Origin of the sequence: Exilibacterium tricleocarpae (assembly GCF_007004655.1) — a bacterium.
Taxonomy (GTDB): Bacteria; Pseudomonadota; Gammaproteobacteria; order Pseudomonadales; family Cellvibrionaceae; genus Exilibacterium; species Exilibacterium tricleocarpae.
This window is the reverse complement of record NZ_ML660101.1, coordinates 38,905-62,958: the sequence shown is the minus strand read 5'-3', so window position 1 is coordinate 62,958 and position 24,054 is coordinate 38,905. Positions and strand designations below refer to the sequence as shown.

The following is a 24,054-nucleotide window of genomic DNA, read 5'->3' as shown; positions in this document are numbered from 1 at the left end:
GCGGATCCGAAAAACAGAACAGCGACTAAAAACGCCAGGACAGCCCCTATGAATCTCGCTGAATTTACCATCAGGAATAAAGTACTTAGTGTTATCGTTATTCTTCTCACCGCCATGGGCGGCTGGTCCGCCTACCAGCATATGCCCCGTTTCGAAGACCCGGAATTCACCATCCGCCAGGCGCTGGTGATCACCCGGTATCCCGGCGCCAGCCCGCTGGAAGTGGCCGAGGAGGTCAGCGAGCCCCTGGAGCGGGCGATTCAGCAGATGCAGGAAGTCAAGAAGATTGAGTCGGTCTCCGCCGCTGGCGTGTCCGAAATCACCGTCGAGATCAAGTACGAGTTCTCGCCCTCCAAAGCAGACCTGCAGTTGATCTGGACCAAACTGCGCAACAAAGTAACCGACGCCCAACAATCGTTACCGCCGGGGGCGGAGACATCGATAGTCAACGATGACTTTGGCGATGTTTACGGTATTTACTACCTGATCACCGGCGCCGGCTATACGCCGGCCGAGTTGCGCCGCTATGCCAAGCAGTTACAAAGCGAGCTGCTGCAGGTGGACGGGGTTGGGAAAGTCAGCCTGGGCGGTGAGTTGCAGGAGGCGATTTTTGTGGAGATATCCCGCGAAAACGCGGCGGCACTGGGTGTGTCGATCTCCTCGATTTACGACACCCTGGCACAGCAGAATGCCGTGGTGGCCGCCGGCGATGTCATTATCGACGATCGGCGCATTATCATCGATCCGTCCGGCGCTATCGATTCGGTGGCGGCGATACAAAACCTGCTGGTGTCGACTTCCGAACAAGGTCGTATTACCTACCTCAGGGATATCGCCCACGTCTGGCGCGGCTATCAGACACCGCCGCAGAAGCTGTTCCGCTTTAACCGGCAACCGGCTATCGCCCTCGGGGTAGCGGGGGTATTGGGTAGTAACATCGCTAAAATCGGGCGCGCCGTCGATATGAAAATTGCCGATTCGGTCAGCCGCCGGCCCGTCGGTATTGAGGTGCAGGAGTACTATCACCAAGGCAAGGTCGTCGATGCCTCGGTGCAGGATTTTTTGTTAAATGTAATCGCCGCGCTGGTGATTGTCATCGTCACATTGTTCCTGTTTATGGGGCTGAAATCCGCCATAGTGATCGGTGGGATTTTGTTGTTAACCATTTTTGCCACACTCGCGACCATGAATCTGGTCAATATCCCGATGCACCGTATTTCTCTCGGCGCGTTGATTATCGCCTTGGGGATGATGGTCGACAATGCGATTGTCGTCACCGAGGGGATTTTGGTGGGCGTAAAACGCGGCCTGGATAAACTCGATATCGCCAAAAAAATCGTCAGTCAAACCCAATGGCCACTATTGGGCGGCACCCTGGTGGGCATTATCGCCTTCGCACCGATCGGCTTTGCGCCGGGGGATACCGCGGAGTACACCGGCCACCTGTTTTGGGTGGTGCTGATTTCGCTGCTGTACAGTTGGGTGTTTGCCGTGACCTTAACGCCGCTGTTTTGCTATTGGCTGTTTAAGGCACCGCCTGAGGCGACGGGTGATGCCCAAGCGGACAATGCGTTTTACCGCAGTTACAAAGGATTGTTGCGCGGCGCATTGAACCGGCGGGTGGTGACCGTTGCGGTGGTCGTCGGCGTGTTCCTGGCATCGTTGTGGGGTTTCCAGTTCGTAAAGTCCGGTTTCTTCCCGACCTCAACCACACCGCAGATAGTGGTGGATTTCTGGCTGCCCGAGGGCACTGACATCCACCGCACGCAGCAGGATATCGAACGGGTGGAGGACTTCGTGGGGCAGCTTGACGGCATCAACACGATCAAGACGTCGGTTGGCGGCGGCGGGCTGCGTTATATGCTGGTTTACCCGCCGGAATCGCCGAACGGCGCCTACGCACAGATTCTCGCCCGGGTGGACGACTACCGGCAGATCGATAAGCTGATGCCGCAAATCCAAAGCCACATAGACGATAATTACCCCGATGCGCAGGCCAAGGTATGGCGTTTTGTCCTCGGTCCCGGCGGCGGTTCGAAAATCGAGGCAACGTTCAAAGGCCCTAATCCCAAGGTATTGCGCCAACTCGCCGAGCAGGCCAAGGCGATCATGATCAAAGACGGCGGGGCGCTGTCGATCAAGGACAACTGGCGCCAGCCGGTAAGCGTGATCGAGCCGGTATACTCAGAGACCAGCGGGCGCCGGGCCGGTGTCTCCCGGGAAGATCTGGCGGCTGCCTTGCAGACCAATTTTTCCGGCCGCTCGGTGGGCGTCTATCGGGAGGACAATGACCTCTTGCCTATAATTGCCCGGGCGCCGGCAGCGGAGCGGGTCGGCGTCAGCGATATCGAAAACGTCCAGGTGCTGAGTTCCAGCACCGGCAAAACCGTTCCTATCGGCCAGGTAACCGACGGCTTCAAAACGATCTGGCGCGACGGCCGGCTGCGGCGTGAAGACCGGGTCTGGACCATCAAGGCGCAATCCGATCCCTATCCCGATGAACTGGCGTCGCAACTGCACGGCCGCATCCGCCCGGCCATCGAGGCAATACCTCTGCCGGATGGCTACACACTGGAGTGGGACGGCGAATACGGCGACTCGAAGGAAGCCAATGACAACCTCGCCTCGACCCTGCCGCTGGGCCTGCTGGCAATGGTGCTTATCGTATTTGTTCTATTTGGCAAAGTGCGCCAGCCGCTGGTGATCTGGCTGGTGGTGCCACTGGCGCTGATCGGCGTGGTGGTGGGATTGGTGATCACACAGTTCCCACTCGAGTTTATGGGCATCCTGGGAATATTGTCGCTGTCTGGCCTGCTGATCAAGAACGCCATTGTGCTTGTGGACCAGACGGATCTCGAAATCAACGAGGGCAAGCCGCGCTACCAGGCCGTGGTGGAGGCGGCAGCCAGTCGGGTTCGCCCGGTGATGATGGGCGCCCTGACCACGGTACTGGGTGTGGTGCCGCTGTTTTTCGACGCCTTCTTCCAGTCGATGGCGGTGGTTCTGGTATTCGGGCTGAGCTTTGCCACCGCGCTGACGCTGGTGGTGGTGCCGGTGCTCTATGCGATCTTTTTCAATATCCGGGCCGGGGAGGCACCGGGCCGGACAGCGCTATCGTAACGGGGTAGCGCCGAGGGTTTTCTCGCCTGAGTCCAGGGCACTGCGGTTTTATTTATCGGCGCGAACCTCAAAAAACGCTTCACAGTGCTGCGAGACTACCGTATTCCGAACCGGCGACCTGAGCGCAGGCGCTTAGAAAGCCGTTACCATCGATTGATAGGTGAGCTTCAGGCGCGCAATATCCAGGGGCGGTTTGAAAAAACCATGGTAATGGCCTTTGGGATTGATCAGCACCACGTTGGCACTGTGGTCCACCGTGTAGGTATCCTCGAGCGTGACCTTGTTAAAGGCGATATTGAGCTGGGTGGCGAGGCGTTTGATCTGCAAGAATTCGCCGGTCAGGCCGATAAAGTCCTCATTGAAGTAAGGGACATACTGCGCCAGTTTATCTACGGTATCCCGCGCCGGGTCCACCGATACCAACACCACCTGGGTATTGTCGAGAATCTTTTCATCGAGAGTGCCTACCAGCTCGTTGAGCGTCGCCATGGTGGTGGGACAGATATCCGGACAATAGGTAAAACCGAAAAACATCAGTGTCCATTTGTCCTGGAGGTTGGCGAGGGAAAACGCCTGGCCGCGGTGGTCGGTCAGTTGAAAGTCTTTAAAGATGCGCGGCTTGTCAAACTCGAAAGCGCCGTTGACACGCAAATCCGTCGCCGACAGCACTCTCGGCGAGGTGAATTTATTGTAAAACAGGCCCAGCACGGTGGCGATAAAAGCCACCAGTATCACCACGGTAAAACGCACACCCCGCCGGCGGCCCTCCTCCAGGCTGCGGGTATCGGCGGCGGCGGTAATCACACTCGAATCTGTCATTTTATCAGCCCAGGTCGAAGGGTTGAGTCACAGGTAACAGGTAGTGGTCCAACAGCATAATGACAAACAATGCCATCAGGTAAACGATGGAGTACCTGAAGGTATCCATACCGGCATTGGGTTGGCTGCCGAACAGCAACACCAGCGCCCAATAGAGAAAGCCCGCCCCCAGCACCACGGCGCCCAGCAGGTACAGCCAGTTGAGCATGCCGGTGGCAAACGGCAATAATGTTACCGCAATCAGGATCAGGGTATACAGCAGAATATGAACCTTGGTGTAGTGCACACCGTGGGTCACCGGCAACATGGGAATATCCGCATTGGCATACTCGTCTTTGCGGTGCACGGCCAGGGCCCAAAAATGCGGCGGCGTCCAGGCAAAAATAATCAACACCAGCAACAGCCCGTGACCGTGGATTTCGCCGGTCACCGCGGTCCACCCCAACAGCGGCGGCGCCGCGCCGGCGATACCGCCGATCACGATATTCTGCGGTGTGGCGCGCTTTAGAAACAGCGTGTAAACCACGGCGTAACCGAGCAGCGATGCGAGCGTCAACCAGGCGGTAAGCGAATTGACGAACACGATCAACAGCGCCATACCCAACACACCGATCACCAGCGCAAAAAACGCCGCCTGCATCGGCTCCACCCGTCCCCTGGCCACCGGCCGGTTGAACGTGCGCGCCATTTTCTGGTCGACATGCCGGTCCACCAGGTGATTGATCGCTGCGGCGGAACCGGCGCACAGGGCGATCCCCAGATTGCCGATAATCAGGATATCGAGGGGCACAATACCCGGAGTGGCCAGCAACATGCCGATCAGCGATGTGAGAATCATCAGCGCGACCACGCCGGGCTTGCACAGTTGGTAGTAGTCGCGCCAGGTGGCCGGTTGTACCGGCAGGGAATCCGAATCGATTTTGGCCATCAGCCCGATCTCTCCTCGTTAGCAGGCTCAACTACCGCGCCCGGTTCGGGCTCGGTGCTGGCGGTAAAAATACGGTGGTTGAGCGTCACCAGGGCCAGCAGCAGCAGCGCGCCGCCCCCATTATGGGCAACCGCCACCGATAAAGGCAACGCCCATATGATATTGCTGAGGCCCAAAAGAATTTGCAGTGCCAATATTCCGCCGATAACCCCGGCCATTACGCGAACCCGGGGCTCCTGCAGACGCCACAGGCGCCAGATCAGCAGCGACAGTACCAACAAAACCGTCACCGCGCCGAGCCTGTGGCTCATGTGAATGGCCACCCTGGCTTCGTTGTCCAGCAGACCGCCCAGGTAATTGGGACCCACATGCTGGGCCAGATCGAAGCCCCGGGTAAAGTCCGCCGGCGGCCACCAGTAACCCTGGCAGGTGGGCAGATCCGGACAGGCCAGGGCGGCATAGTTGGCACTGGTCCAGCCCCCCAGGGCAATTTGCATAAACACCACTGCCATGGCAGCCAGCGCTAAACCCCGCAGGCCCTTGAGCGCCGTAAACACGCCACCACCGAGCGCCCAGTGGTAGCGCCCCAGGCGCTGCGCCAGCAACCACAACAGACCGAGGGTAGTAAAGCCGCCCAGCAGATGCGCCGTCACCACCTGGGGCCACAGCTTTAACGTGACGGTCCACATACCGAACAGACCCTGTAATATCACCAGACCGCCAATTAAAAACGGCAGCTTGAGGGGACCGTGACCCGGATACTGCCACCCGACTCTGGCGATATTTAAAAAATAGAGCGCCAGCAATGGCCATAAATAGACATCCACAGCATCGCCGGCCAGGGCGCGAATCACCGTCGCCACCACCAGAAAAGCCAGCAACACCGCCATCGACACCCAGCCACCGGCGGCGCGCGGTTGCAGGCCCTCGCGATAGAGGCGCCTGACGGCCACCACCACCAGTGCCAGGCACAGCAGCCCCAGGGAGGAGGCAAATGCCCGGTGGAGCTGCTCTGGCCAGGTCTTATCGGTTTCCACCGGGGTGTCGGCAAACTTCAAGTTGGCAGCTTCGATATCGGCGGCGCTGGTGGGAATCCACAGATGACCGTAACAGGTGGGCCAGTCTGGACAACCGAGGCCGGCGTGTACCAGGCGGGTAAAAGCGCCCAACACCACCACCAGCGCTGCGCAGACAATGGCCAGGAGTACCAGTCGATATCCGGATAAAGGCTTGGTTTGCATAAAAATCTTGGTCTTTGGTTATCGGAATGAATGGCCGGTATGAATAGCCAGTCGCGCACTAGTTCTCGCGCGAGTATTTCAGCAGGCGCTTGATATCCGTCAGCATATCCCCCCCGGGATGCTCGCGCCCATAGGCCATCATCACAAAGCCGGCCGGGTCCATTATATACAGGCGCTCACCGGGGTTAACCGCACCCTCGGCTAACAGGGCTGCCAGGGCTCCCGGCTCTGCGCGCAGCAGCTTCATACCCGGATACTCGTCACGCAACCGGCGCTGGAAAGCGTCGCTAAACGGTGGTCCCACATTCACCAGCAGGCGCTCGACCCGGGGGGATTTTTCCGCCAGGCGGGTGTGGACCTGGCGCGCGGTGTACAGCAGGTGCGCGCAGTTGCCGTCGCTGCAATCCCCCGCTACCGGCAGCACCAGACGCCAGCGGCCGGCCTGCTCGGCCAGTTGCCAGGGCCGGCCGTCGGCATATTGCAGCGAGACATCCTGAATTTGCCGCGGCGGCACCATCAGCTCACCCTTGTTGCTGGTCCCCAGCAGCGATAGCAGTTGGCGACGGTCCTCGGCGGTGCGCGGGAAGACCAAGTAAGCCAGTACCATGCCCGCCACCAGCAGACCGATGATCAGCCAGCCCTGCCAGCGACCGGCAGTCGGCGGGGCCGTCGACCCCGGCGCATCGGACATCGGTGATTTAGCCTGCTGCGATTTAGCCAAGGTCATCCCCCCTATGCCTGGTCGGCGGTGGTTTTGCCGCCACGGCTGGACAGCACCGCCCAAAGATTGGTATTGGCGAATACCAGCAACACCAACAGCGCCGCCGCCAGCGCAAACCACTGCACGGCATAACCGATATGTTTGGCCGGCGAGGTGTTGATCAGCGGCCAGCCCGCCTCCAGGGCGGCCGGATCGTCGGCGTCGATACGCACGCTGAAACGCCAGAGTGTATGGTCGAAATCCTCCAGCAGCCGATTCAGTATCAGCACCCGTTCGGTCTGCACGATCCGCGGCCAGCCGTCGCCCTCCGCCACATCGTCGCTCAACACCAGGTCGCCCTGCACCAACCGTAAGCGCCCCCTGATAGTGACCTCTCCCGCGGGAAACTCCACTTCGGGCAGATCGGTGCGCAGTGCATTGGCCTTGACCCAGCCGCGGTTGACGATGATCCATTTGCCCTCACTGGTGTAAAAAGGCACCAGCACCTCGAACCCCGCCTGGCCGCGGCGCACGCGATTGTCCAAAAGAAACCATTGCTGTTGGTTGAAACTGCCTGTTAGAGTAACCGCTTGGTGACTTTGCAGCGCGTAAGCATCGTCCTGGGTGTCGACATCGACCGGGGGCAGGTTCAGGCGCTGCTCGAACGCCCCGATAATCTGGCGCTTCTCTTCCGCCCGGTCGAGTTGCCAAAAGCCCAGACCAATCAGCACCGGCAGGAAAAGCACCGTCACCAGGGTGATCTTCCAGTTGAACTCAAGCGTAAACTGTGTGCGACCGGGAACTCTCATAACAATACAACTGGCATGTAAATCTCGCGGGAACTCAACAGGATTATGTGGCTGAAAATTATTATCGTGGTGCTGTTTCTGGCTATCCTCGCCAGTTTGAGCAGCGCGCTGGTGTTTTTACTGAAAGATATGGGGTCACAGTCGCGGCGCACGCTCTACGCCCTGGGCATCCGCATCACCCTGGCCGCCCTGCTGATGCTCAGTATTTTCTACGGCATCTACACCGGCCAGTTGGGCAGCCAGGCCCCCTGGGATCGGGGCCCCGCCACCAACAGCGCCCCCGATACCACCGAACCCGACGCCGTCAACCAAGAATATAAATGAAAATAAACAGACCCACCCAGACCACATCGACAAAGTGCCAATACCAACTGGCGGACTCAAAACCAAAACAGTCGTCGTGCTTGAAGTGACCCTTAAGGACCGAGCGCAGAAACATCACCAGTAGCATAAAGGTGCCCAGGGTTACGTGGGCGCCATGGAAACCTGTCAGCATAAAAAACGTGGTGCCGTAGATACCGGACTGCAGCGTCAGGCCCAGGTCGTTATAGGCGTGGATATACTCCCACACCTGCAACACCAGGAAGATAATACCCAGCAATACCGTCAACCCCAACCAGCTATTGAAGGCGCTGCGCTTGGCGTTTTTCAGCGCGGTATGGGCAAAATGCACGGTAACACTCGAGGTCAACAGGATCACCGTGTTCCAAAACGGCAGCCAGGTCCAGATGGAGTCCACCTGGGAGAAGCTCATGCTTTGCTCCGGCCCCGTCACTCTGGCGGCATCGCCGTTGACGGCCATGTCCGGTGTGGTCATCAGCGGCCAGGTATTCTCAAAGCCTTTCCAGAGAAATTCGTTGGTGGCCGCGCCGTCCCCCTCACCGCCGAGCCAGGGCAGGGCCAGGTTGCGTACATACCAGAGCGCGCCAAAAAACGCGGCAAAAAACATCACTTCGGAGAAGATAAACCAGCCCATACCCCACACGTAGGAACGCTTTAGCTGGGCGTCGTTGAGCCCGGCCATGTTCTCGCTAATGACCGTCGAGAACCAGACCCACAGCACATAGGCGAACAGCACGCCACCACAGAAGAACACTGTAGGCCCACTGTCATTACCGTTCAACCAACTGGCAGCGCCAAATACGGTCAGGAACAACCCGAGCGAAGCCAGAATCGGTAGCTTACTCTGCTCAGGTACGTAATAGGTGCCTTCACTTGCCATCTTTCATTCCCCGTCTAATTCTTAATTATCATTGCAGACTTTTTATTTATACACGTTGTTTATACGACGTTAACTATGAAACCTCAGCTACGAAGCCTTGGCTGTAAAGCATTGATACCACTCGCAACCGCCAAACCTCACCACCACCGCTCAGGGCCCGGCAGCAGCGCCGGCCAGGCCGGCCAAAAGGTCCCGCTTCTGCTCGGTCACATCGAACAGCGTGTAGGACAGGGTGATCGTATGCACCTGCTTCGGCACATCCTGATCGACAATAAACCGCAGGGGTAGATCGGCGCTGTCGCCGCCCTGCAACGGTTGTTGATTAAAACAAAAACATTCGGTTTTGTGGAAATACTGCGCCGCTTTAAAAGGCACCACACTCGGGATCGCCTGGGCCACCATACCGGTGCCGGTGAGATTGCGGGCCATATAACTCATTTCCACTTCTTCACCGGGGTGTACTTTGATGCTGCCGACTTTGGGTTTAAATTCCCAGGGCATGCTCTCATTTTTAGTGACGACAAACTGCACAGTGACCGTGCGGCTGGTATCCACTTTGACTTCCACCGCCTCGTACTGGCCGCCGGTCTTACCGTTGAGGCCGGTCACTTCGCAAAACAGGTCGTACAGGGGCGGCATTACCCACACGGCAAAAGCAAACATACCCACCACTACGCCGGCCAGTTTTAAACTGACACGGGTGGTGGGGTCGATCGGCAAGAGGTTTTTCACGATCAATGCCTCGATTTATTTCACGTCCGGCGGCACGCTGAACGTGTGATAAGGGGCCGGAGAGGCAACCGTCCACTCCAGGCCTTCCGGATTTTCCCACACTTCGGCGGTCGCTTTTTTGCCGCCGCGGATAGTGGCGATTACGTTAAACAAAAACAGTATCTGCGCGGCGCCAAACAGGAAGGCGCCGCAACTGGCGATCATATTGAAATCGGCAAACTGCAGGGAGTAGTCCGGAATTCGCCGCGGCATGCCCGCCAGGCCGACAAAGTGCATGGGGAAGAACGTCAGGTTAAGGCCCAGGAACGCCAACCAGAAATGCGTCTTGCCCATGGTTTCGTTGTACATATTGCCGCACCACTTCGGCAGCCAGTAGTACACCGCGGCGGTAATGGAGAAGATCGCACCGGGCACCAGCACATAGTGGAAATGCGCCACCACAAAGTAGGTGTCGTGATACTGGAAATCCGCCGGCGCGATGGCCAGCATCAGGCCGGAGAAACCGCCTATAGTAAACAGGATTACGAAGGCGATGGAAAACAACATCGGCGTTTCAAAGGTCATCGCACCCTTGAACATGGTGGTCACCCAATTGAACACCTTCACCCCGGTGGGCACCGCAATCAACATGGTCGCGTACATAAAGAACAATTCACCGGCCAGTGGCATACCCACGGTGAACATATGGTGGGCCCAGACAATAAAGCTGAGAAAGGCGATGGAGGCGGTGGCGTAGACCATCGAGGCGTAACCGAACAGCGGTTTGCGGGCGAAGGTGGGGATAATGGCACTGACCACACCAAACGCCGGCAGAATCATGATGTAGACTTCGGGGTGCCCGAAGAACCAGAATATATGCTGAAACAGCACCGGGTCACCGCCGCCGGCGGCATCGAAGAAGCTGGTGCCAAAGTGGATATCCATCAGCATCATGGTGACCACCCCGGCCAGCACCGGCATCACGGCGATCAGCAGGTAGGCGGTAATCAACCAGGTCCACACGAACAGCGGCATCTTCATCAGCGTCATGCCCGGTGCGCGCATATTCAAAATGGTGGCGATGATATTGATCGACCCCATAATGGAACTGGCGCCCATGATATGGACGGCAAAGATAAAGAAGGTGACGCTCGGCGGCGCGTAAGTGGTGGACAGTGGCGCATAAAACGTCCAGCCGAAGTTAGGGGCGCCGCCTTCCATAAACAGTGTGGCGGTGAGCATCGCGAAAGCGAAGGGTAGAATCCAGAAGCTCCAGTTATTCATGCGGGGCAACGCCATATCCGGCGCGCCGATCATCATCGGGATCATCCAGTTGGCGAGCCCGACAAACGCGGGCATCACCGCCCCGAACACCATGATCAGGCCGTGCATGGTGGTCATCTGGTTAAAGAAATTCGGCTCGACAATCTGCAGGCCGGGCTCAAACAGTTCGGCGCGTATTACCAGGGCAAATACGCCGCCAAGCAGGAACATGGCGAAACTGAACCACAGGTACATGGTTCCTATGTCTTTGTGATTGGTGGTAAACATCCACCGGCTTAAGCCTGTTGCGGGACCGTGTGCCATTGCCTACCTCCTCTACTGACCTTGCTTGAATTTTAGAATATCAATGGGCTGAACGCTGTCCCCCATATTGTTATTGAACGCATTGCGCTGATAGGTCACCACCGCGGCGATATCCACCTCGCTCAGCTCGCCGTCAAAAGCGCGCATGGCCGGGTTGGTGGGGCTGCCGTTGACGATTATGCTGAGATGGTTGGCAATCGGGCCGGTGGCGTAAGCGCTGCCGGCGATGGCCGGGAAGGTCGGCGGCACGCCCTGGCCGTTGGCCTGGTGGCAGGCGGCACACGCCGCCAGGTAGACCTGCTCGCCCTTCTCGTAGAGTTCATCGAAGCTGAAGGTCTGATTGGTCAGCTCGCGCAGTTTGGCCGCCTCCTGGCGCTTGCCGGCCAGCCACTGCTCATATTCAGCCTCGGGCAGCGCTTCGACCACGATCGGCATAAAGCCGTGGTCCTTGCCACATAACTCGGCACACTGGCCGCGGTAAACCCCGGGCTCCTCCACATAGGTCCAGGTTTCGTTGATATAGCCCGGAATGGCGTCTTTTTTTACCGCCAGGTCCGGCACCCACCAGGCGTGGATAACGTCGTTGGCGGTAATCAGGAAACGCACTTTCTTGTTAATCGGAATCACCACCGGCTCATCCACCTCGAGCAGGTATTCCTCGTCCTTCGGTGCCAGGTTGCGAATCTGCTCGACCGGTGTACTGAGGTTGCTGAAAAAGCTGACATCCTGATTGACGTATTCGTATTTCCATTTCCACTGGTAGCCGGTAATCAGGATATCCACCTCTGACTCGGAGGTATCATATATTTTGATCAGGGTATTGGTGGCGGGCCAGGCCATGCCCATCAGAATCAGGAAAGGTACGGCAGTCCAGAGAATCTCCAACTTGGTACTTTCGTGAAAATTAGCCGGTTTTACACCCCTGGATTTGCGGTGCACTATCATGGAATAAAACATGACCCCAAACACCAGGATGCCGATAACCACGCAAATCCAGAAGATCAGCATATGCAGATCGTAGACTTCGCGACTCACCGGCGTCACCCCGCGGGGCATATTGAGCCCCCAACGCTCTACTTCTTCCGCCAGCGACTGACCACTTATCGAAATCAGTACAGCGGGGCCAAGCAGTAAGGCGAACAGCCGTTTTGCTCTATTCAACATCGCCTATCGTCTCCATGTGCTAATTATGTTTTTTTACTCTCGGGAAATCTGCTTCGAGACCTTCCGATTGACTCTCGGTTGACTTTCAGTTGGTTCTCGGTTCTCTCTCGATTGATCGTCGATTGACCTTCTAGTGACTCTCTACTGATTCTCTAACTGACTTTCTACTGACTTTCTACTGACTCTGCGACCTGACACTCTACGACCGCCGCCCATGCCGGGCGCGCCAGAGACAGGTTACACCTGTGTTTTTATACTTTTCGCGGGCTTTGTGCGAAGCTGACAGACAAATTTCCAGCACAAGAATACCGCTCACACTGGATATAACCAGTGCGACCTGCTCAAAATTTAAGCGGGATACCGGCAAAACATTGTCTTACAGGCGTTATAACCAACAAACCGCGGCAAATTGTCGCAAGCATAACGGAGCATAGCTGGCCACAATGAACTGCAAAAGTCAATGAATTTGTTACTGCCACCGCTGCATACCTCTTGGGTTAAGCCTTTGTTTTAATAGGTGTTTTAGTCGCCGTTTTAACGGCATTTTCCAATACGGATTCGACGTCTCGACGCCATGAAAAACACACTCCCCAACCGGGCGGTTTTGGCACTGGCCTGGCCGATGATTCTGAGCAATATCTCGGTGCCACTACTAGGCATTGTAGACACTGCAATCCTCGGCCACCTAGACAGCGCTGTATTTCTGGCTGCGGTAGCCGCCGGTTCCGCCATTATAACGTTTTTGTTGTGGGGTTTTGGTTTCCTGCGCATGGGCACCACCAGTCTGGTGGCACAGGCGGTCGGGCGCGGCGACGACCGCGCCTGTGTACGGCTGCTGCTGGTCAGCCTGGTCATGGCCCTGAGTCTCGGCGTGATGTTGATCGCATTGCAACCCCTTGTCATTCCCCTCGCCGTTGGCTGGATCGACCCCGCTGCCGGGGCTGCCGAGCTGGCCCGCAGCTACTGCCAGATTCGCCTGTTCAGCGCGCCGGCGGCACTGGCAAATTTCGCCCTTATGGGTTGGTTTATCGGCCGCCAGAATACCAAGGTGCCGCTGCTGGTCGTGGTGGCCACCAACAGCATCAATATCGTGCTCGACTTCATTTTCATCATGGGCTTCGGCTGGCAGAGCGACGGTGCCGCCGCGGCCACCGCCATCGCCGATTACTGCGGTCTGGGGCTGGCACTGTGGTGTGCCCGGCGGCATCTTGTGAAGCTGTCGGCACCGGTGGACCTGCGCGATTTAGTGGTGCCGGCCTCCTATTGGGACCTGCTGCGGGTCAACCGGCAGTTGTTCGTGCGCACTGCCTGCCTGTTGTTTACGTTTGCATTTTTTACGGCGCAAGGCGCGCGCATGGGCAACCAGTTTCTGGCGGCCAACGCCATTATGATGCAGTTGCTGCTGCTGGTTTCTCACGGGTTGGACGGTTTTGCCCACGCCGCCGAGGCGCTGGTGGGCAAGGCTACCGGCGAGAAAAACCTCGCGGTATTTATGGGCGTATGCAAGTCAGCGACCCTCTGGTCATTGATTATTGCCCTGGGCTTTACCGGCGTGTTTTATGTTTTTGAACATCCGCTCATCCGCCTGTTCAGCGATATCGACAGCATCATTCAGACCCTGAACCGTTACTACACCTGGTTGCTTCTGTTGCCGCTAGTCAGCGTCTGGAGCTATATGCTCGACGGCATATTTATCGGTGCCGGCCAGACCGGCGCTATGCAAAACAGTATGCTGTTTGCCTGCTTGGCGGTGTTCATCCCGGTGTGGTGGCTCAGCCAGGCGTGGGCCAACCACGGGTTGTGGCTGGCGTTTTTGTGTTTTAACGGCGCGCGCGGCTTGACGATGGGGGTATTGTTCGTCTACCTCACCCGCACACGCTCGTGGTTTTCCATCTCCGCCACGCCGGCGCCTTGATCCCGGACAGCTTTTAACAAACATTTACAATTATTTCTCCGCCCGGTTTAGCCCGTGTATATAGAATCGCCCACTATGTATAGAAATAGTCAATAATATAAAAAGACGTTATTACACCCGCCTTTGTTTTTCCCGGGTTATGGTTTACTTTGAAAAGTGGGGTCAACCACCAGCCAACACCATGCGCGATCAACTCACCACTATCCGCAACGCCATAGCGCTCGCGCGCCAGCAGGAAAAAACCAGTGGCCGGCTGGCAAAGTCGCTGCGTCATGCCGTGGCGTCAATGCACAACGCGATCGAACTGCCGAAACAGGATGCGGTCGAGGCGCTGGTGCAATTCGTGGAGAGTTACATCGAGCATGTTCCCGTCTTCATCGAAGCCATTACTGATTTGACCAGAGAAGCCGGTATCTATGCCTATGCACAAACGCTGTTGGATATCGCCGCGGACTTTTTCATACAGCCGCCAAACCTGATCGCCGAACATACCGAACTCGGCGCCATGCTCGATGAAGCTTATCTCGCGCACCGGCTGATGGAGGAGGTCAACGACCGTTTTATCGGCCGCTGTGGGATTCCGCTGGCACCCATGGACATGACTCGTTCCAATATCATTGTCCACTATTTGATCGGCGAGCCTTTTGCCAACGAACTGGATCACGTCGTTCAATACTCGGTCGAAGTGTTGATGAATAAAGAAAAAGTATTTGAAGACAAGGCATTTCGCGCCTACGTGGACATTCACCAATCCCGGGGTTGGTCGGAAGAGTTGGCGCGCTGGCCCTGCCTGGCAAAGGACTTGTCAATCAACCTCAGCTTTAGTGGCCAAAAGCAACAAAGGTTGAGTCACTAGATGCTATTTCACAGCCGGCGGGCCCAGCAAGGCAGGTAATCAATCCTTTTTTTGATCCGCCGGGGAAAACGTCAACACCTGGGTTTCAGCCTCGATACTCGCCTCGGTCTGGTTCACCCGGGTACCCAGCTCCCGCACTGCCGGTTGAAAATTCATCTGCTCCTTAAAACCGCAGGCGACGCATTCGCGCATATCCCGCCCATCCTGGTTATAAACCTGGAGTTTGTCTTGCGCAGCACAACGGGGGCAGACGGCCCCGGCCAGGAACCGGGGTTGCTTACTGAAAGTCATAACCTCTCACCATTCATTGCCACATTCACCACTGACGTCATCCTGCGGCTGCAGGGCTGGGATAGAGCATGCCCGCCATCCAATTTAGTCAGAATGACTGAAAATTATAGCCCGATCATGCTTTTTTGCCGACAAAAAAAAGCCGCCGCTGTCAGCGGCGGTAAGAACAACAGGAGGGGTGAAACGTTGATGGCGGGTGGGACCGCCTTAAGCTGCATGCCCCGCGACCAGAGTCGGCCGCGAGTCGAGGGCAGCCTGGCATTGCGCCAGTTCAGCATAGATATAGGAACGCCGGGCATCCCGGGCCAATACCTGGCGCCCGCGGGCGAGCGCGGTGCGCCACTGACCCCGGGCCATTGCCGCACGCATCAAAAATTCCAGCAGGTGCAACAAGCCCATCTGCAGTGACTGGCGTTGCGCAACACACCAGGGGTCGCAGCAGCGCTGCAACAGGTCACCGCGATACAGCGCCACCGCAGCGGCGGCCGCGGCTACCAGGTCGTCGCCGGCCAACTCCGCAGCCACGGTAGCGGTATCTGCCAGGGCCTGCCTGAGCTGGCCCACATCGAGCCAGTGGCGAGCCTTAACACCCAGGCCGATCAGGTTGCTGTCACTGCAAAAGAAATCATCGGGGTTGAGACCGATAGAACGGCAGTACTCCCGCAGCCGCCAGTACTCCCGATCAAACGCCGACCGCGCGGCGGCCGCCGATAACTGCGGCCAGAACTCCGCACTCAGTCGATAACGGTGCAGAAACCCACCCTGCGCCAACAGTACAGCCGCCAGGAGCCATTTAGCGGACTCGCTGGGCGGGTCCGGCAGACGCCGCTGCCCCCGGCGCAACTCCAGGTTTCCCAGGAGGTAGATTCGCGGCACTTCCATTGGCATACACCCTGCTCAGACCTCGTGCCGTCCTGCTCCATTGCGCCCGAAGAGGTCGGGTAACCTGTCGGGAATCGGCACTGTTCCCGCGATTCGCGATTTAGGAACTCATACCCACAAATTACGCGTTGGCGACGCCAGGTGCTGTAATAAATATCATACCGTTGTTGTGAAATATTACCCTTGGGCGCAGGGGATACCGGGCGAGGTCAGTTGATGTCAGAGTAACGACGATTTACGCCAGATTTGATTGGAGGATTTAAAGTGCCTGCACCGATGTATAGTACAACATTGTGGAAATTATCAAAGAGCTCGGCGTTCAGGCAACTATTTTAATCGCATAGCTGCGAACAAAACCCTTAAGTTTTCTGTACAGCAACTGCGGCCTTCACAGGTGCACAATACAACATTATATACACCATCAAAAATCGGTGCTCAGGCGGCTATTTTAATCACACAACTGCGAGAAAAATGATTAAGTTTTCTGTAAAGCAACTGTGACCTTCACGAAGGCGTAACACAACATTGTAAACGCCATCAAAAAATCGGTGCTCAGGCGGCTACTATAATCGCACAGCTGCGAGCACAATGATTAGGTTTTCTGTAAAGCAATTGTGACCTTCACGAGGGCGTAACACAACATTGTAAACGCCATCAAAAAATCGGTGCTCAGGCGGCTACTATAATCGCACAGCTGCGAGCACAATGATTAGGTTTTCTGTAAAGCAATTGTGACCTTCACGAAGGCGTAACACAACATTGTAAACTCCATCAAAAAATCGGTGCTCAGACGGCTACTATAATCGCACAGCTGCGAGCACAATGATTAGGTTCTCTGTAGAGCAGCTATGATCTTCATGGATGCATAATACAGCACTATAAACGCCATCAAAAATCGGCGCTCAAGCGGCAATTTTTATCGCATAGTTGTGAACAAGTTAATTACGTTTTCTGTAAAAACTGCGGCTTCACATGATATCAATCGCAAAACATCCACTGATCGATGGCGCGAGATTTTTACATGGGACAGGCGCGACGTTTTTATCTGGGACAAGCACCAAGCCGCTAGGCGCCAATGGCACAACAGTGCCATTGGCGATCCTGTATATTTACCCATAGCGGCTGTCAGGTCATGCCGCTGTGACGCAACAGCGCATCCAACTGCGGTTCACGGCCGCGAAAGTTAATAAACAGCTGCATGGCATCTTCAGCGCCGCCGCACGCCAAAATCTCGTGCAGAAAGCGCTCCCCCGTCGCTCGATCAAATACCCCTTGCTGCTCAAACAGCGAAAACGCATCGCTGGAGAGCACTTCTGCCCATTTATAGCTGTAGTAACCGGCGGCATAACCCCCGGCAAATACATGGCTGAAGCTGTTTTGGAAGCGGTTGAACGGCGGCGCCTTCACCACGGCCACCTGGCGGCGCACCTCATCCAGAATAGTTTGCGGCTCGCCGGGAGCGCCGGGGTCGTAATCGAGATGCAGACGAAAATCAAACAGCGCAAACTCCAACTGGCGTACCATTATCATACCGGCCTGGAAATTCTTTGCCGCCAGCATTTTTTCCAGCAGGTGTTGCGGCAGGTGTTCACCGGTTTGGTGATGGCCGGAGATTAGTGGAACCACAGACTTTTCCCAGCACCAATTCTCGAGAAACTGGCTCGGCAGCTCCACCGCATCCCAAGCCACGCCATTGATGCCGCTGACCGGCGCGCAGTCGACTTGTGTCAACATATGATGCAGGCCGTGGCCAAATTCGTGAAACAGCGTGGTCACTTCATTGTGGGTCAACAGCGAGGGAACGTCTTCCAGCGGCGGCGTAAAGTTACAGGTGAGGTATGCCACCGGCAATTGCAATCCGGCGACAGTCTGGCGGCGAACCCGGCACTCGTCCATCCAGGCGCCGCCGCGCTTGTTTTCGCGGGCAAATAAGTCGAGATAAAAATAAGCCAGAGTCTCGCCGGCGCGGGCCACCCGGTAGAAACGTACATCGGGATGCCACACATCGACTTCGGTTTGTTTTTCAATATCTATGGCGAACAGCCTTTGCACCACCGTAAACATGCCTTCAATGACTTTCTCCGCTGGAAAATAAGGTCGCAGTTCCTCTTGTGAAACGGCGTATTTTTCCTGTCTCAGCTTTTCCCCGTAGTAGGTCACATCCCATGCCTCGAGCTGCTCGATGCCGTCGCGCGCCAGTGCAAAAGCCTCTAGTTCCTGATGCTCAGCCACTGCATAAGCATGGGATTTTTCAGCCAGTTTTTCTAAAAAACCCACCACCTGAGCGGGAGACTGAGCCATTTTTTTCGCCAGCGAGTACTCGGCATAGTTGCCAAAGCCCAGCAGCTGTGCCAACTCGTGCCGCAATGAGAGGGTTTCGGCGATCAGTGGGGCATTGTCCCACTGTGGAGTCGATTCGCCGTCGGCAGTTACACCGAGATCGGAGGCACGGGTTACGTAAGCGGTGTACACTTCGCGGCGCAGTTCACGGTTGTCTGCGTGGGTCATAACCGCGATGTAAGCGGGCATCTCCAGTGTGATCACATAGCCCGGCAGCGACTTGCCGGCAGCCGCCTGACGGGCGGCGGCCAGCGCCGTCTCGGGCAAGCCGGCCAGCTGATCGACTTCGACAACCTGTTTGTACCAGGCCTGGGTGGCGTCCAACACATTGTCGGCAAATTGACTGGAGAGTGCTGATAGTCGGCTCTTGATAGTGCTGAAGCGCTGCTTTTTGGACGCCGGCAGAGCTACGCCGGCGAGTTTAAAGTCACGCAGGGCGTTGTCGATCGTTTTGCGCTGGGCGTTATTCAAGTGGGGGTAGTCCTCGCCGGCGGCAAGTTGCCGGTAGGCATCGTACAAACCCTGGTGCTGCCCCAGCTTGGTGTGATAGTCGGTCAGAACTACGACACAGTGGTTGTAGGCCTTTCGCAGTGCTTCGCTATTCACCACGGCATTTATGTGGCTGACGGGGGACCAGTTCCGGTTCAATCGATCGTCCGCCGCCTCCAGCGGCGCCACCAGGTTCTCCCAGTTCGGCTGGTCCGGGTTACTTAACAGCGTCTCGAGCTCCTCAAGATTGTCTGCTATCAGCTTCTCGATAGCCGGGACGACATGGGTGGGTTCTATACGGCGAAAAGGTGGCAGTGTATGGAATTCCAACAACGGGTTACTCATGGTTAACAATGATCTCTTAAATGGGTGTCTGGTTATTAGCGGCTATCCGGTTAGGTACGAAGACTTCTGGCTATTTAGATGTCTAGTCAAGGAATAGTGGATGTTCACGTAATGATACATAGGTGTCCGGGTATTGCCATCCGGGCAGCCGACTCTGGCTGGGTGAGGAGTTATGGCTGTCCTGTTAGGTAGGCTGATATCTGTGGGTGTCCAAGTAGCAGAATGGCCGGGTGGAAAATCATGGCTGTCTAAATAGGGAAAATCATGGCTGTCTAAATAGTGGCCTCATCAAAGGGTCAAAAATTATAAGAGGCCAAGTAAGGAGCGGAGCACCATAGAAGATATGTATGGGTGTCCAGATAACAGTGCCGATAATATGGGTGTCCGGATAACGTGGGTGTCCAGATAAGGGGGTTGATGAATGCTCTGGCAACGGGGGATAGAGCGGCAAACGTGGGTGTCCAGATAGGGGGTTGGATGTCAGATGATAAGGGTGATATCAGGGTTTGCCGGTCGGCTACAAACCAGTGACCGGGCTACCACAACCTAGAAACTAAAACGGACAAACTGTAGCACTAATTGGTAAGGCTGAAGCCACCTTACCAATGGCGCACTTTTTTCTATCTTTAGCAATGGATTTTCTGACCCCAACACATAGGCAAGGGCAGCATCCAAACCCTCCCTATGAACACCAGTTGTACTGAAAGCATAGATTATCCATATTTATCATATATTTAAATTGTTCGTTAAAGCTCGGCAGTCGCCTCTTTCACTCTCTGAGATCACCCCTTGAAGGCTTTGACAAGCCTAAACCTTGCCGTTATATTGGTCATGTAGCTCAACATATTTGGTCATATAGAATAGAATGAAGTGGATTGCCAGGCCATTGGAGGCAATGTTGGAGGCATTAACAGAAATACCATAAAAAACCCAACTCAGGGGTAAAAAAGCGATGAAAACTTTTGCCGTTTGGAGAGATAAATACGCCGTACTTCCTTTCTTGGTAATCTTGCTGTTGTGGCAGTTGCCGGCGCTTGCCCAAACCGACACCACAGGTACTCTGGTCGGCCGTGTCACCACCGAAGACGATAACCTGCCGTTCGAAGGCGCCATAGTGCAACTGGAGGAGTTGGGCCGCAAAGCCACGTCCGCCAGCGATGGCCGCTACCGCTTCAACAACGTGCCAAGCGGAACCTACACACTGACCATCGACTATTTCGGCGCGGCTCCCAAGCAACTCTCCGTCACTATAATGGGCGATGAGCAGGTGGTCCGCGATATCACTTTGCAGGCCGACTGGCTCGAACTCGAGGAAGTCATGATCATCGGCAACCGCGCCGGCTTGATGTCAGCACGGAATAAAGAACGGATCGCCGATGAACTGAAAACCGTCGTCGCCTCCGATGCTATCGGTCAATTTCCCGATCAGAACATCGCCGAATCGCTACAGCGCCTGCCGGGTGTCAATATCGAACGCGACGCCGGCGAAGGACGATTTGCCACAGTGAGAGGCCTGCGCGCAGAGTTTACCAACGTCGAGATCGATGGCGTCAAAGTCGGCGGCGGCGAGGGCGGCGATACCGACGCCGGCGGCACCAGCCGCAGCGTGCGCCTCGACACCATCTCCTCCGACATCCTCGAATCGCTGGAAGTCACCAAGACCCCAACACCGGAGATGGAGGGAGACGCAGTCGGCGCAACCATCAGCCTGAAAACGCTGTCTGCTTTCGATCGCGGTGGCCGCTCGTTCCGCTTTCGGCTGGAGGCCTCCGAGCAATCTATTTTGAAAGAAAACAATATTAAGGGCACCGCCACTTATACGGACATTTTCGAGATCGGCGGCGGCGAATTGGGGCTGGCAGTCTCCGCCACCACCCAGGACCGCGACATCGGTCGCACCCAGTTCAACACCTCTCCGGAGGACGTCTTTACCGGCGCTGCACTCGATGACGCGGGCAATGTCGTGGTGCCAGAGCCGGGCGATGCGGTGTTTCTGATACCGGACCGATTGGAGGACGTGTTTCGCACCAATCTGCGCGAGCGCCAGGCAGTAACCTTTAACCTGGACTTTCGCCCCAATGACAACAGCGAGTATTACCTGCGCATAACCGATGCGGAAACGGAACAGGAAACCGTGCGCTGGCGCAACCGCTACGATCTCGGCGGCCGCATCGGTGATGAGGGTCTTCTCACCGACACCGATGAGGTGCTGGCAGTCGGGCGCTTTACCGGCACACTCGACGATGCGGATATCAGAAAGGATATTCGTTTCACCTCCAACACCGAAACCACAGAGGTCTTTTCTATCGGGGGTGTCAACCGTATCGACAACTGGACTGTCGACTACCGCGCCGGTTTGTCCAAAACCCGCGATGGCGACGACAAATTCGCGTTTCGACCAAGGTGGCGTGCCCGCGACATTATTGTCGGTTATCAAGGCGGCACCAGTGGTGGCCGCATTACCGAGGTAACCCCGGTGGCGGGAGAAGACGACCCATTCGACCCGGGTGATTATTCGCTACAGGCCTTCACTGTCACCAAGGATGTCAATGAAGATGAGATTCTGTCATTCCAGTTTAACCTCGAACGGGAATTTGCTGACGGCAATGCCCTTAAGTTCGGATTGAAGACAACATTTCGCGATCGCACGCGCACCAATATAGAAGAAAATATCGTCGATGAGGTAGAGAACTCGGGTATTATCGGCGATAACCTGGGCGACTTGGCCGACCTTGGCGTGGACCTGGTAAATATTGGCGACTTCAGCGGCAGCCCGGCCGGGCTGGGCTTCATGCCCAATATCAACCAACTAAACAGCCTGTTTGAACGCAACCGCACTTTTTTGGAGCAAACCGCGCTGGCCAACGAGAGCCTGACCAACAACTTTGATATGTCGGAAGATGTCAACGCGCTCTATTTACAGGGAACCTATAACTTCTCCGACACTTTGCGTTTTGTCGGCGGTCTGCGTGTCGAGCAGACCGACTTCGATAGCGGCGCGGGCCTGTTTAACGAGTTGATTGACGCCCAAGATATGAGCGGTGTCCCCGACCTGGTGGATACCAGTCTCGAAGTCGCCGTCGATGGCCGCAAGACCGACTACACCGATGTGTTACCCCGATTGATGCTGCGCTGGGAACCGAGCGATCAGCTAATCATGCGTTTTGCGTTGACCTCAGCCGTACAGCGACCGGACTTCGACGATGTGGCGCCCGGCGGCAATATTTCCACCGATGAAAACGAACTGGACTCAGAGCCAGACGTCGGCGACGGTACCTTTAGCCGCACCCTGTCGGCCCCGGGTAACGCTGAGCTGGACCCGGCCCGCTCCAATCAATTGGATATTTACCTTACCTGGTATCCCAATGAGGATACCGTGCTCCAGGCCGGCTACTTCCGCAAGGAGATAGACGACTTTTTTGTGAAGACGGATTTGTTCGGTGAGGATGTCAGGATTGCCGGTTTCGAATTTAACGAAAATAACACGATAGACGGTGGCTTTAACGCGGCCACCGACGTATCGCTCAATGCCGGCGACGCGGAAATATCAGGCCTCGAGCTTTCGTATTCGCAGACCTTCTCCAACGGCTTTTTTGTCTCCGGCGCCTGGACCACTGTCGACAGCGAAGCAGACTACGGCGACCTGCGTCCGGGCCGCAAGCTGCCATTGGTGGGCCAGGCCGACAACGTGGGCAATCTGAGTGTCGGCTGGGAAAACGACAATATGTCAGTCAGGATGTCAGCCTCTTACCAGGATGACGTATTTTTCCGCGTCGCCGGTGCCAGCACACCGGAGTTGGATACCAGCCTGAGAGAGGCGACCTATATGGATCTCGGCATCCGTTACAATATCAACGACAATTTCACCGTCTACACCGATATCATCAATATCAACGAAGAGGAACGTATACGCTTCTTCCCCGGGTTGGCCCAACCCTGGTTCGAGCAAGTGGAGGACTTTGGCCGCACGGTGCAGATTGGTGTAACGGGCTCTTTTTAGAGAGTGTCCGAAAGTTGAGCGTTTATAAGAGCGCCGCCCCGACTGACACCGAACTGCCCAAGGAGAAAGCGTATACCCGGGAGGCGGACGTTTATTAAGGCTCTGTCGTCGCACTCGCCGGTGCCGGCCTCAGCGGTGCGCCAGGTGGTTGCCGATCACTTACAAATTCCCATAGCCGGCGGTGAAGTGGAGACGAGTATGCGCCGGTTTATGTGGTTGATGGATCACGACGTCCTCTCCGTTGTGCAACCTGACTTGCTGTTCTTCGACGGCTTGATCCGTTCGATCAAAGTGGCGTATGGCGGCCTCGGCGGGTATCGATTGCACACCGCACATTTCCGGTAAAGCGCTAGGCTTTCTGTACATGTTACAGTTCGCTTCCTGCGTACCCAATATCGGTCCTTATCAAGAATTCAAAGGCAACAAAGATCAGGTACCGATCACATCGGCCAGTACGTCGTTGCAACCAAAAAAAGGCTATGTGGATATTCCTAAAGAGCCGGGACTCGGTGTGGTATTCGACCCGGATGTTATTCGCACCGCAAAAAAAATCACTGCTCTTTAGCCCCAGGCACTGCCTGCACGCCGGTATGGTCGACTCTACCGATACAGATTTTTGTGCTACCCTGCGCCCA

The 24,054-nt window shown here is 56.2% G+C and carries 19 protein-coding genes; 7 read left to right on the top strand and 12 right to left on the bottom strand.

Annotation, left to right across the window (positions count from 1 at the left end; genetic code table 11):
* Positions 1–48: 48 nt before the first annotated feature.
* Entirely contained in the window at positions 49–3,120 is a 3,072-nt protein-coding gene (locus FKG94_RS20535) for an efflux RND transporter permease subunit (protein ID WP_142928820.1), read from the top strand.
* Between the two features lie 132 nt (positions 3,121–3,252).
* Here FKG94_RS20535 and FKG94_RS20530 read toward each other — a convergent pair whose 3' ends face one another.
* The 5 genes from FKG94_RS20530 to FKG94_RS20510 are packed head-to-tail and all read right to left on the bottom strand — an operon-like array spanning position 3,253 to position 7,617.
* Positions 3,253–3,939 (bottom strand): SCO family protein, encoded by a 687-nt coding sequence (locus FKG94_RS20530; RefSeq protein ID WP_142928819.1) that lies wholly within the window; start codon positions 3,937–3,939, stop codon positions 3,253–3,255.
* A 4-nt stretch (positions 3,940–3,943) separates the two neighbouring features.
* On the bottom strand, positions 3,944–4,867 hold the full coding sequence (cyoE, locus tag FKG94_RS20525; RefSeq protein WP_142928818.1) for a heme o synthase: 924 nt from the start codon (positions 4,865–4,867) through the stop codon (positions 3,944–3,946).
* On the bottom strand, positions 4,867–6,108 hold the full coding sequence (locus FKG94_RS20520) for a COX15/CtaA family protein (protein ID WP_142928817.1): 1,242 nt from the start codon (positions 6,106–6,108) through the stop codon (positions 4,867–4,869). Before FKG94_RS20520 ends, cyoE begins: the two co-directional genes overlap by 1 nt.
* Before the next feature lie 58 nt (positions 6,109–6,166).
* On the bottom strand, positions 6,167–6,829 hold the full coding sequence (locus FKG94_RS20515; protein WP_142928816.1) for a thioredoxin domain-containing protein: 663 nt from the start codon (positions 6,827–6,829) through the stop codon (positions 6,167–6,169).
* 11 nt (positions 6,830–6,840) lie between these two features.
* A complete protein-coding gene (locus FKG94_RS20510) occupies positions 6,841–7,617 on the bottom strand; it encodes an SURF1 family protein (RefSeq protein WP_142928815.1) in 777 nt (258 codons plus the stop codon).
* A gap of 45 nt (positions 7,618–7,662) precedes the next feature.
* On the opposite strand from FKG94_RS20510, the gene FKG94_RS20505 reads away from it, so the two are divergent.
* Entirely contained in the window at positions 7,663–7,941 is a 279-nt protein-coding gene (locus FKG94_RS20505; protein ID WP_142928814.1) for a DUF2909 domain-containing protein, read from the top strand.
* Here FKG94_RS20505 and FKG94_RS20500 read toward each other — a convergent pair.
* From FKG94_RS20500 to coxB, 4 genes are all read right to left on the bottom strand, one after another.
* Positions 7,922–8,839, bottom strand: coding sequence for a cytochrome c oxidase subunit 3 (locus tag FKG94_RS20500; protein WP_142928813.1), 918 nt, complete (start codon positions 8,837–8,839; stop codon positions 7,922–7,924). The genes FKG94_RS20505 and FKG94_RS20500 overlap by 20 nt on opposite strands.
* 150 nt (positions 8,840–8,989) lie before the next feature.
* The gene (locus FKG94_RS20495) at positions 8,990–9,571 is read right to left on the bottom strand and encodes a cytochrome c oxidase assembly protein (protein WP_281284268.1); all 582 of its coding nucleotides are present in this window, start codon (positions 9,569–9,571) and stop codon (positions 8,990–8,992) included.
* Positions 9,572–9,586: 15 nt separating this feature from the next.
* Complete coding sequence (ctaD, locus tag FKG94_RS20490; protein ID WP_142928812.1) at positions 9,587–11,137, bottom strand: cytochrome c oxidase subunit I; 1,551 nt, start codon at positions 11,135–11,137, stop codon at positions 9,587–9,589.
* 12 nt (positions 11,138–11,149) lie between these two features.
* Entirely contained in the window at positions 11,150–12,301 is a 1,152-nt protein-coding gene (gene coxB, locus FKG94_RS20485) for a cytochrome c oxidase subunit II (protein ID WP_142928811.1), read from the bottom strand.
* 574 nt (positions 12,302–12,875) lie between these two features.
* On the opposite strand from coxB, the gene FKG94_RS20480 reads away from it, so the two are divergent.
* Both FKG94_RS20480 and FKG94_RS20475 read left to right on the top strand, forming a co-directional pair.
* Positions 12,876–14,216 carry an MATE family efflux transporter gene (locus FKG94_RS20480; RefSeq protein ID WP_142928810.1) on the top strand — a complete coding sequence of 447 codons (1,341 nt, stop codon included), beginning with the start codon at positions 12,876–12,878 and terminating at the stop codon, positions 14,214–14,216.
* A 181-nt stretch (positions 14,217–14,397) separates the two neighbouring features.
* Positions 14,398–15,072, top strand: a complete 675-nt coding sequence (locus tag FKG94_RS20475) for a hypothetical protein (protein WP_142928809.1) — start codon at positions 14,398–14,400, stop codon at positions 15,070–15,072.
* A gap of 39 nt (positions 15,073–15,111) precedes the next feature.
* Here the strand turns inward: FKG94_RS20475 and FKG94_RS20470 are convergent, their stop codons facing one another.
* From FKG94_RS20470 to prlC, 3 genes are all read right to left on the bottom strand, one after another.
* A complete protein-coding gene (locus tag FKG94_RS20470; protein WP_142928808.1) occupies positions 15,112–15,363 on the bottom strand; it encodes a YheV family putative zinc ribbon protein in 252 nt (83 codons plus the stop codon).
* A 207-nt stretch (positions 15,364–15,570) separates the two neighbouring features.
* The gene (locus tag FKG94_RS20465) at positions 15,571–16,245 is read right to left on the bottom strand and encodes an AfsR/SARP family transcriptional regulator (RefSeq protein WP_179957739.1); all 675 of its coding nucleotides are present in this window, start codon (positions 16,243–16,245) and stop codon (positions 15,571–15,573) included.
* Between the two features lie 1,125 nt (positions 16,246–17,370).
* Entirely contained in the window at positions 17,371–19,419 is a 2,049-nt protein-coding gene (gene prlC / locus FKG94_RS20460) for an oligopeptidase A (protein ID WP_142928806.1), read from the bottom strand.
* 952 nt (positions 19,420–20,371) lie between these two features.
* Between prlC and FKG94_RS20455 the strand changes: the two genes are divergently transcribed.
* The 3 genes from FKG94_RS20455 to FKG94_RS20445 all read left to right on the top strand — a co-directional run bounded on the left by FKG94_RS20455 (position 20,372) and on the right by FKG94_RS20445 (position 23,984).
* On the top strand, positions 20,372–23,419 hold the full coding sequence (locus FKG94_RS20455; protein ID WP_142928805.1) for a TonB-dependent receptor: 3,048 nt from the start codon (positions 20,372–20,374) through the stop codon (positions 23,417–23,419).
* Between the two features lie 120 nt (positions 23,420–23,539).
* Positions 23,540–23,764 (top strand): enolase C-terminal domain-like protein, encoded by a 225-nt coding sequence (locus FKG94_RS20450; protein WP_179957738.1) that lies wholly within the window; start codon positions 23,540–23,542, stop codon positions 23,762–23,764.
* Positions 23,718–23,984, top strand: coding sequence for an enolase C-terminal domain-like protein (locus FKG94_RS20445; RefSeq protein ID WP_142928804.1), 267 nt, complete (start codon positions 23,718–23,720; stop codon positions 23,982–23,984). The genes FKG94_RS20450 and FKG94_RS20445 overlap by 47 nt, the downstream gene beginning before the upstream one ends.
* The last annotated feature ends 70 nt before the right edge of the window (positions 23,985–24,054 follow it).

Excerpts from the sequence above, each read along its gene's own strand:
- FKG94_RS20535 (WP_142928820.1), top strand. The coding sequence starts at position 49 with ATGAATCTCGCTGAATTTACCATCAGGAATAAAGTACTTAGTGTTATC.
- FKG94_RS20530 (WP_142928819.1), bottom strand. The coding sequence starts at position 3,939 with ATGACAGATTCGAGTGTGATTACCGCCGCCGCCGATACCCGCAGCCTG.
- cyoE (WP_142928818.1), bottom strand. The coding sequence starts at position 4,867 with ATGGCCAAAATCGATTCGGATTCCCTGCCGGTACAACCGGCCACCTGG.
- FKG94_RS20520 (WP_142928817.1), bottom strand. The coding sequence starts at position 6,108 with ATGCAAACCAAGCCTTTATCCGGATATCGACTGGTACTCCTGGCCATT.
- FKG94_RS20510 (WP_142928815.1), bottom strand. The coding sequence starts at position 7,617 with ATGAGAGTTCCCGGTCGCACACAGTTTACGCTTGAGTTCAACTGGAAG.
- FKG94_RS20505 (WP_142928814.1), top strand. The coding sequence starts at position 7,663 with ATGTGGCTGAAAATTATTATCGTGGTGCTGTTTCTGGCTATCCTCGCC.
- FKG94_RS20500 (WP_142928813.1), bottom strand. The coding sequence starts at position 8,839 with ATGGCAAGTGAAGGCACCTATTACGTACCTGAGCAGAGTAAGCTACCG.
- ctaD (WP_142928812.1), bottom strand. The coding sequence starts at position 11,137 with ATGGCACACGGTCCCGCAACAGGCTTAAGCCGGTGGATGTTTACCACC.
- coxB (WP_142928811.1), bottom strand. The coding sequence starts at position 12,301 with ATGTTGAATAGAGCAAAACGGCTGTTCGCCTTACTGCTTGGCCCCGCT.
- FKG94_RS20480 (WP_142928810.1), top strand. The coding sequence starts at position 12,876 with ATGAAAAACACACTCCCCAACCGGGCGGTTTTGGCACTGGCCTGGCCG.
- FKG94_RS20475 (WP_142928809.1), top strand. The coding sequence starts at position 14,398 with ATGCGCGATCAACTCACCACTATCCGCAACGCCATAGCGCTCGCGCGC.
- FKG94_RS20470 (WP_142928808.1), bottom strand. The coding sequence starts at position 15,363 with ATGACTTTCAGTAAGCAACCCCGGTTCCTGGCCGGGGCCGTCTGCCCC.
- FKG94_RS20465 (WP_179957739.1), bottom strand. The coding sequence starts at position 16,245 with ATGGAAGTGCCGCGAATCTACCTCCTGGGAAACCTGGAGTTGCGCCGG.
- prlC (WP_142928806.1), bottom strand. The coding sequence starts at position 19,419 with ATGAGTAACCCGTTGTTGGAATTCCATACACTGCCACCTTTTCGCCGT.
- FKG94_RS20455 (WP_142928805.1), top strand. The coding sequence starts at position 20,372 with ATGAAAACTTTTGCCGTTTGGAGAGATAAATACGCCGTACTTCCTTTC.
- FKG94_RS20445 (WP_142928804.1), top strand. The coding sequence starts at position 23,718 with ATGGCGGCCTCGGCGGGTATCGATTGCACACCGCACATTTCCGGTAAA.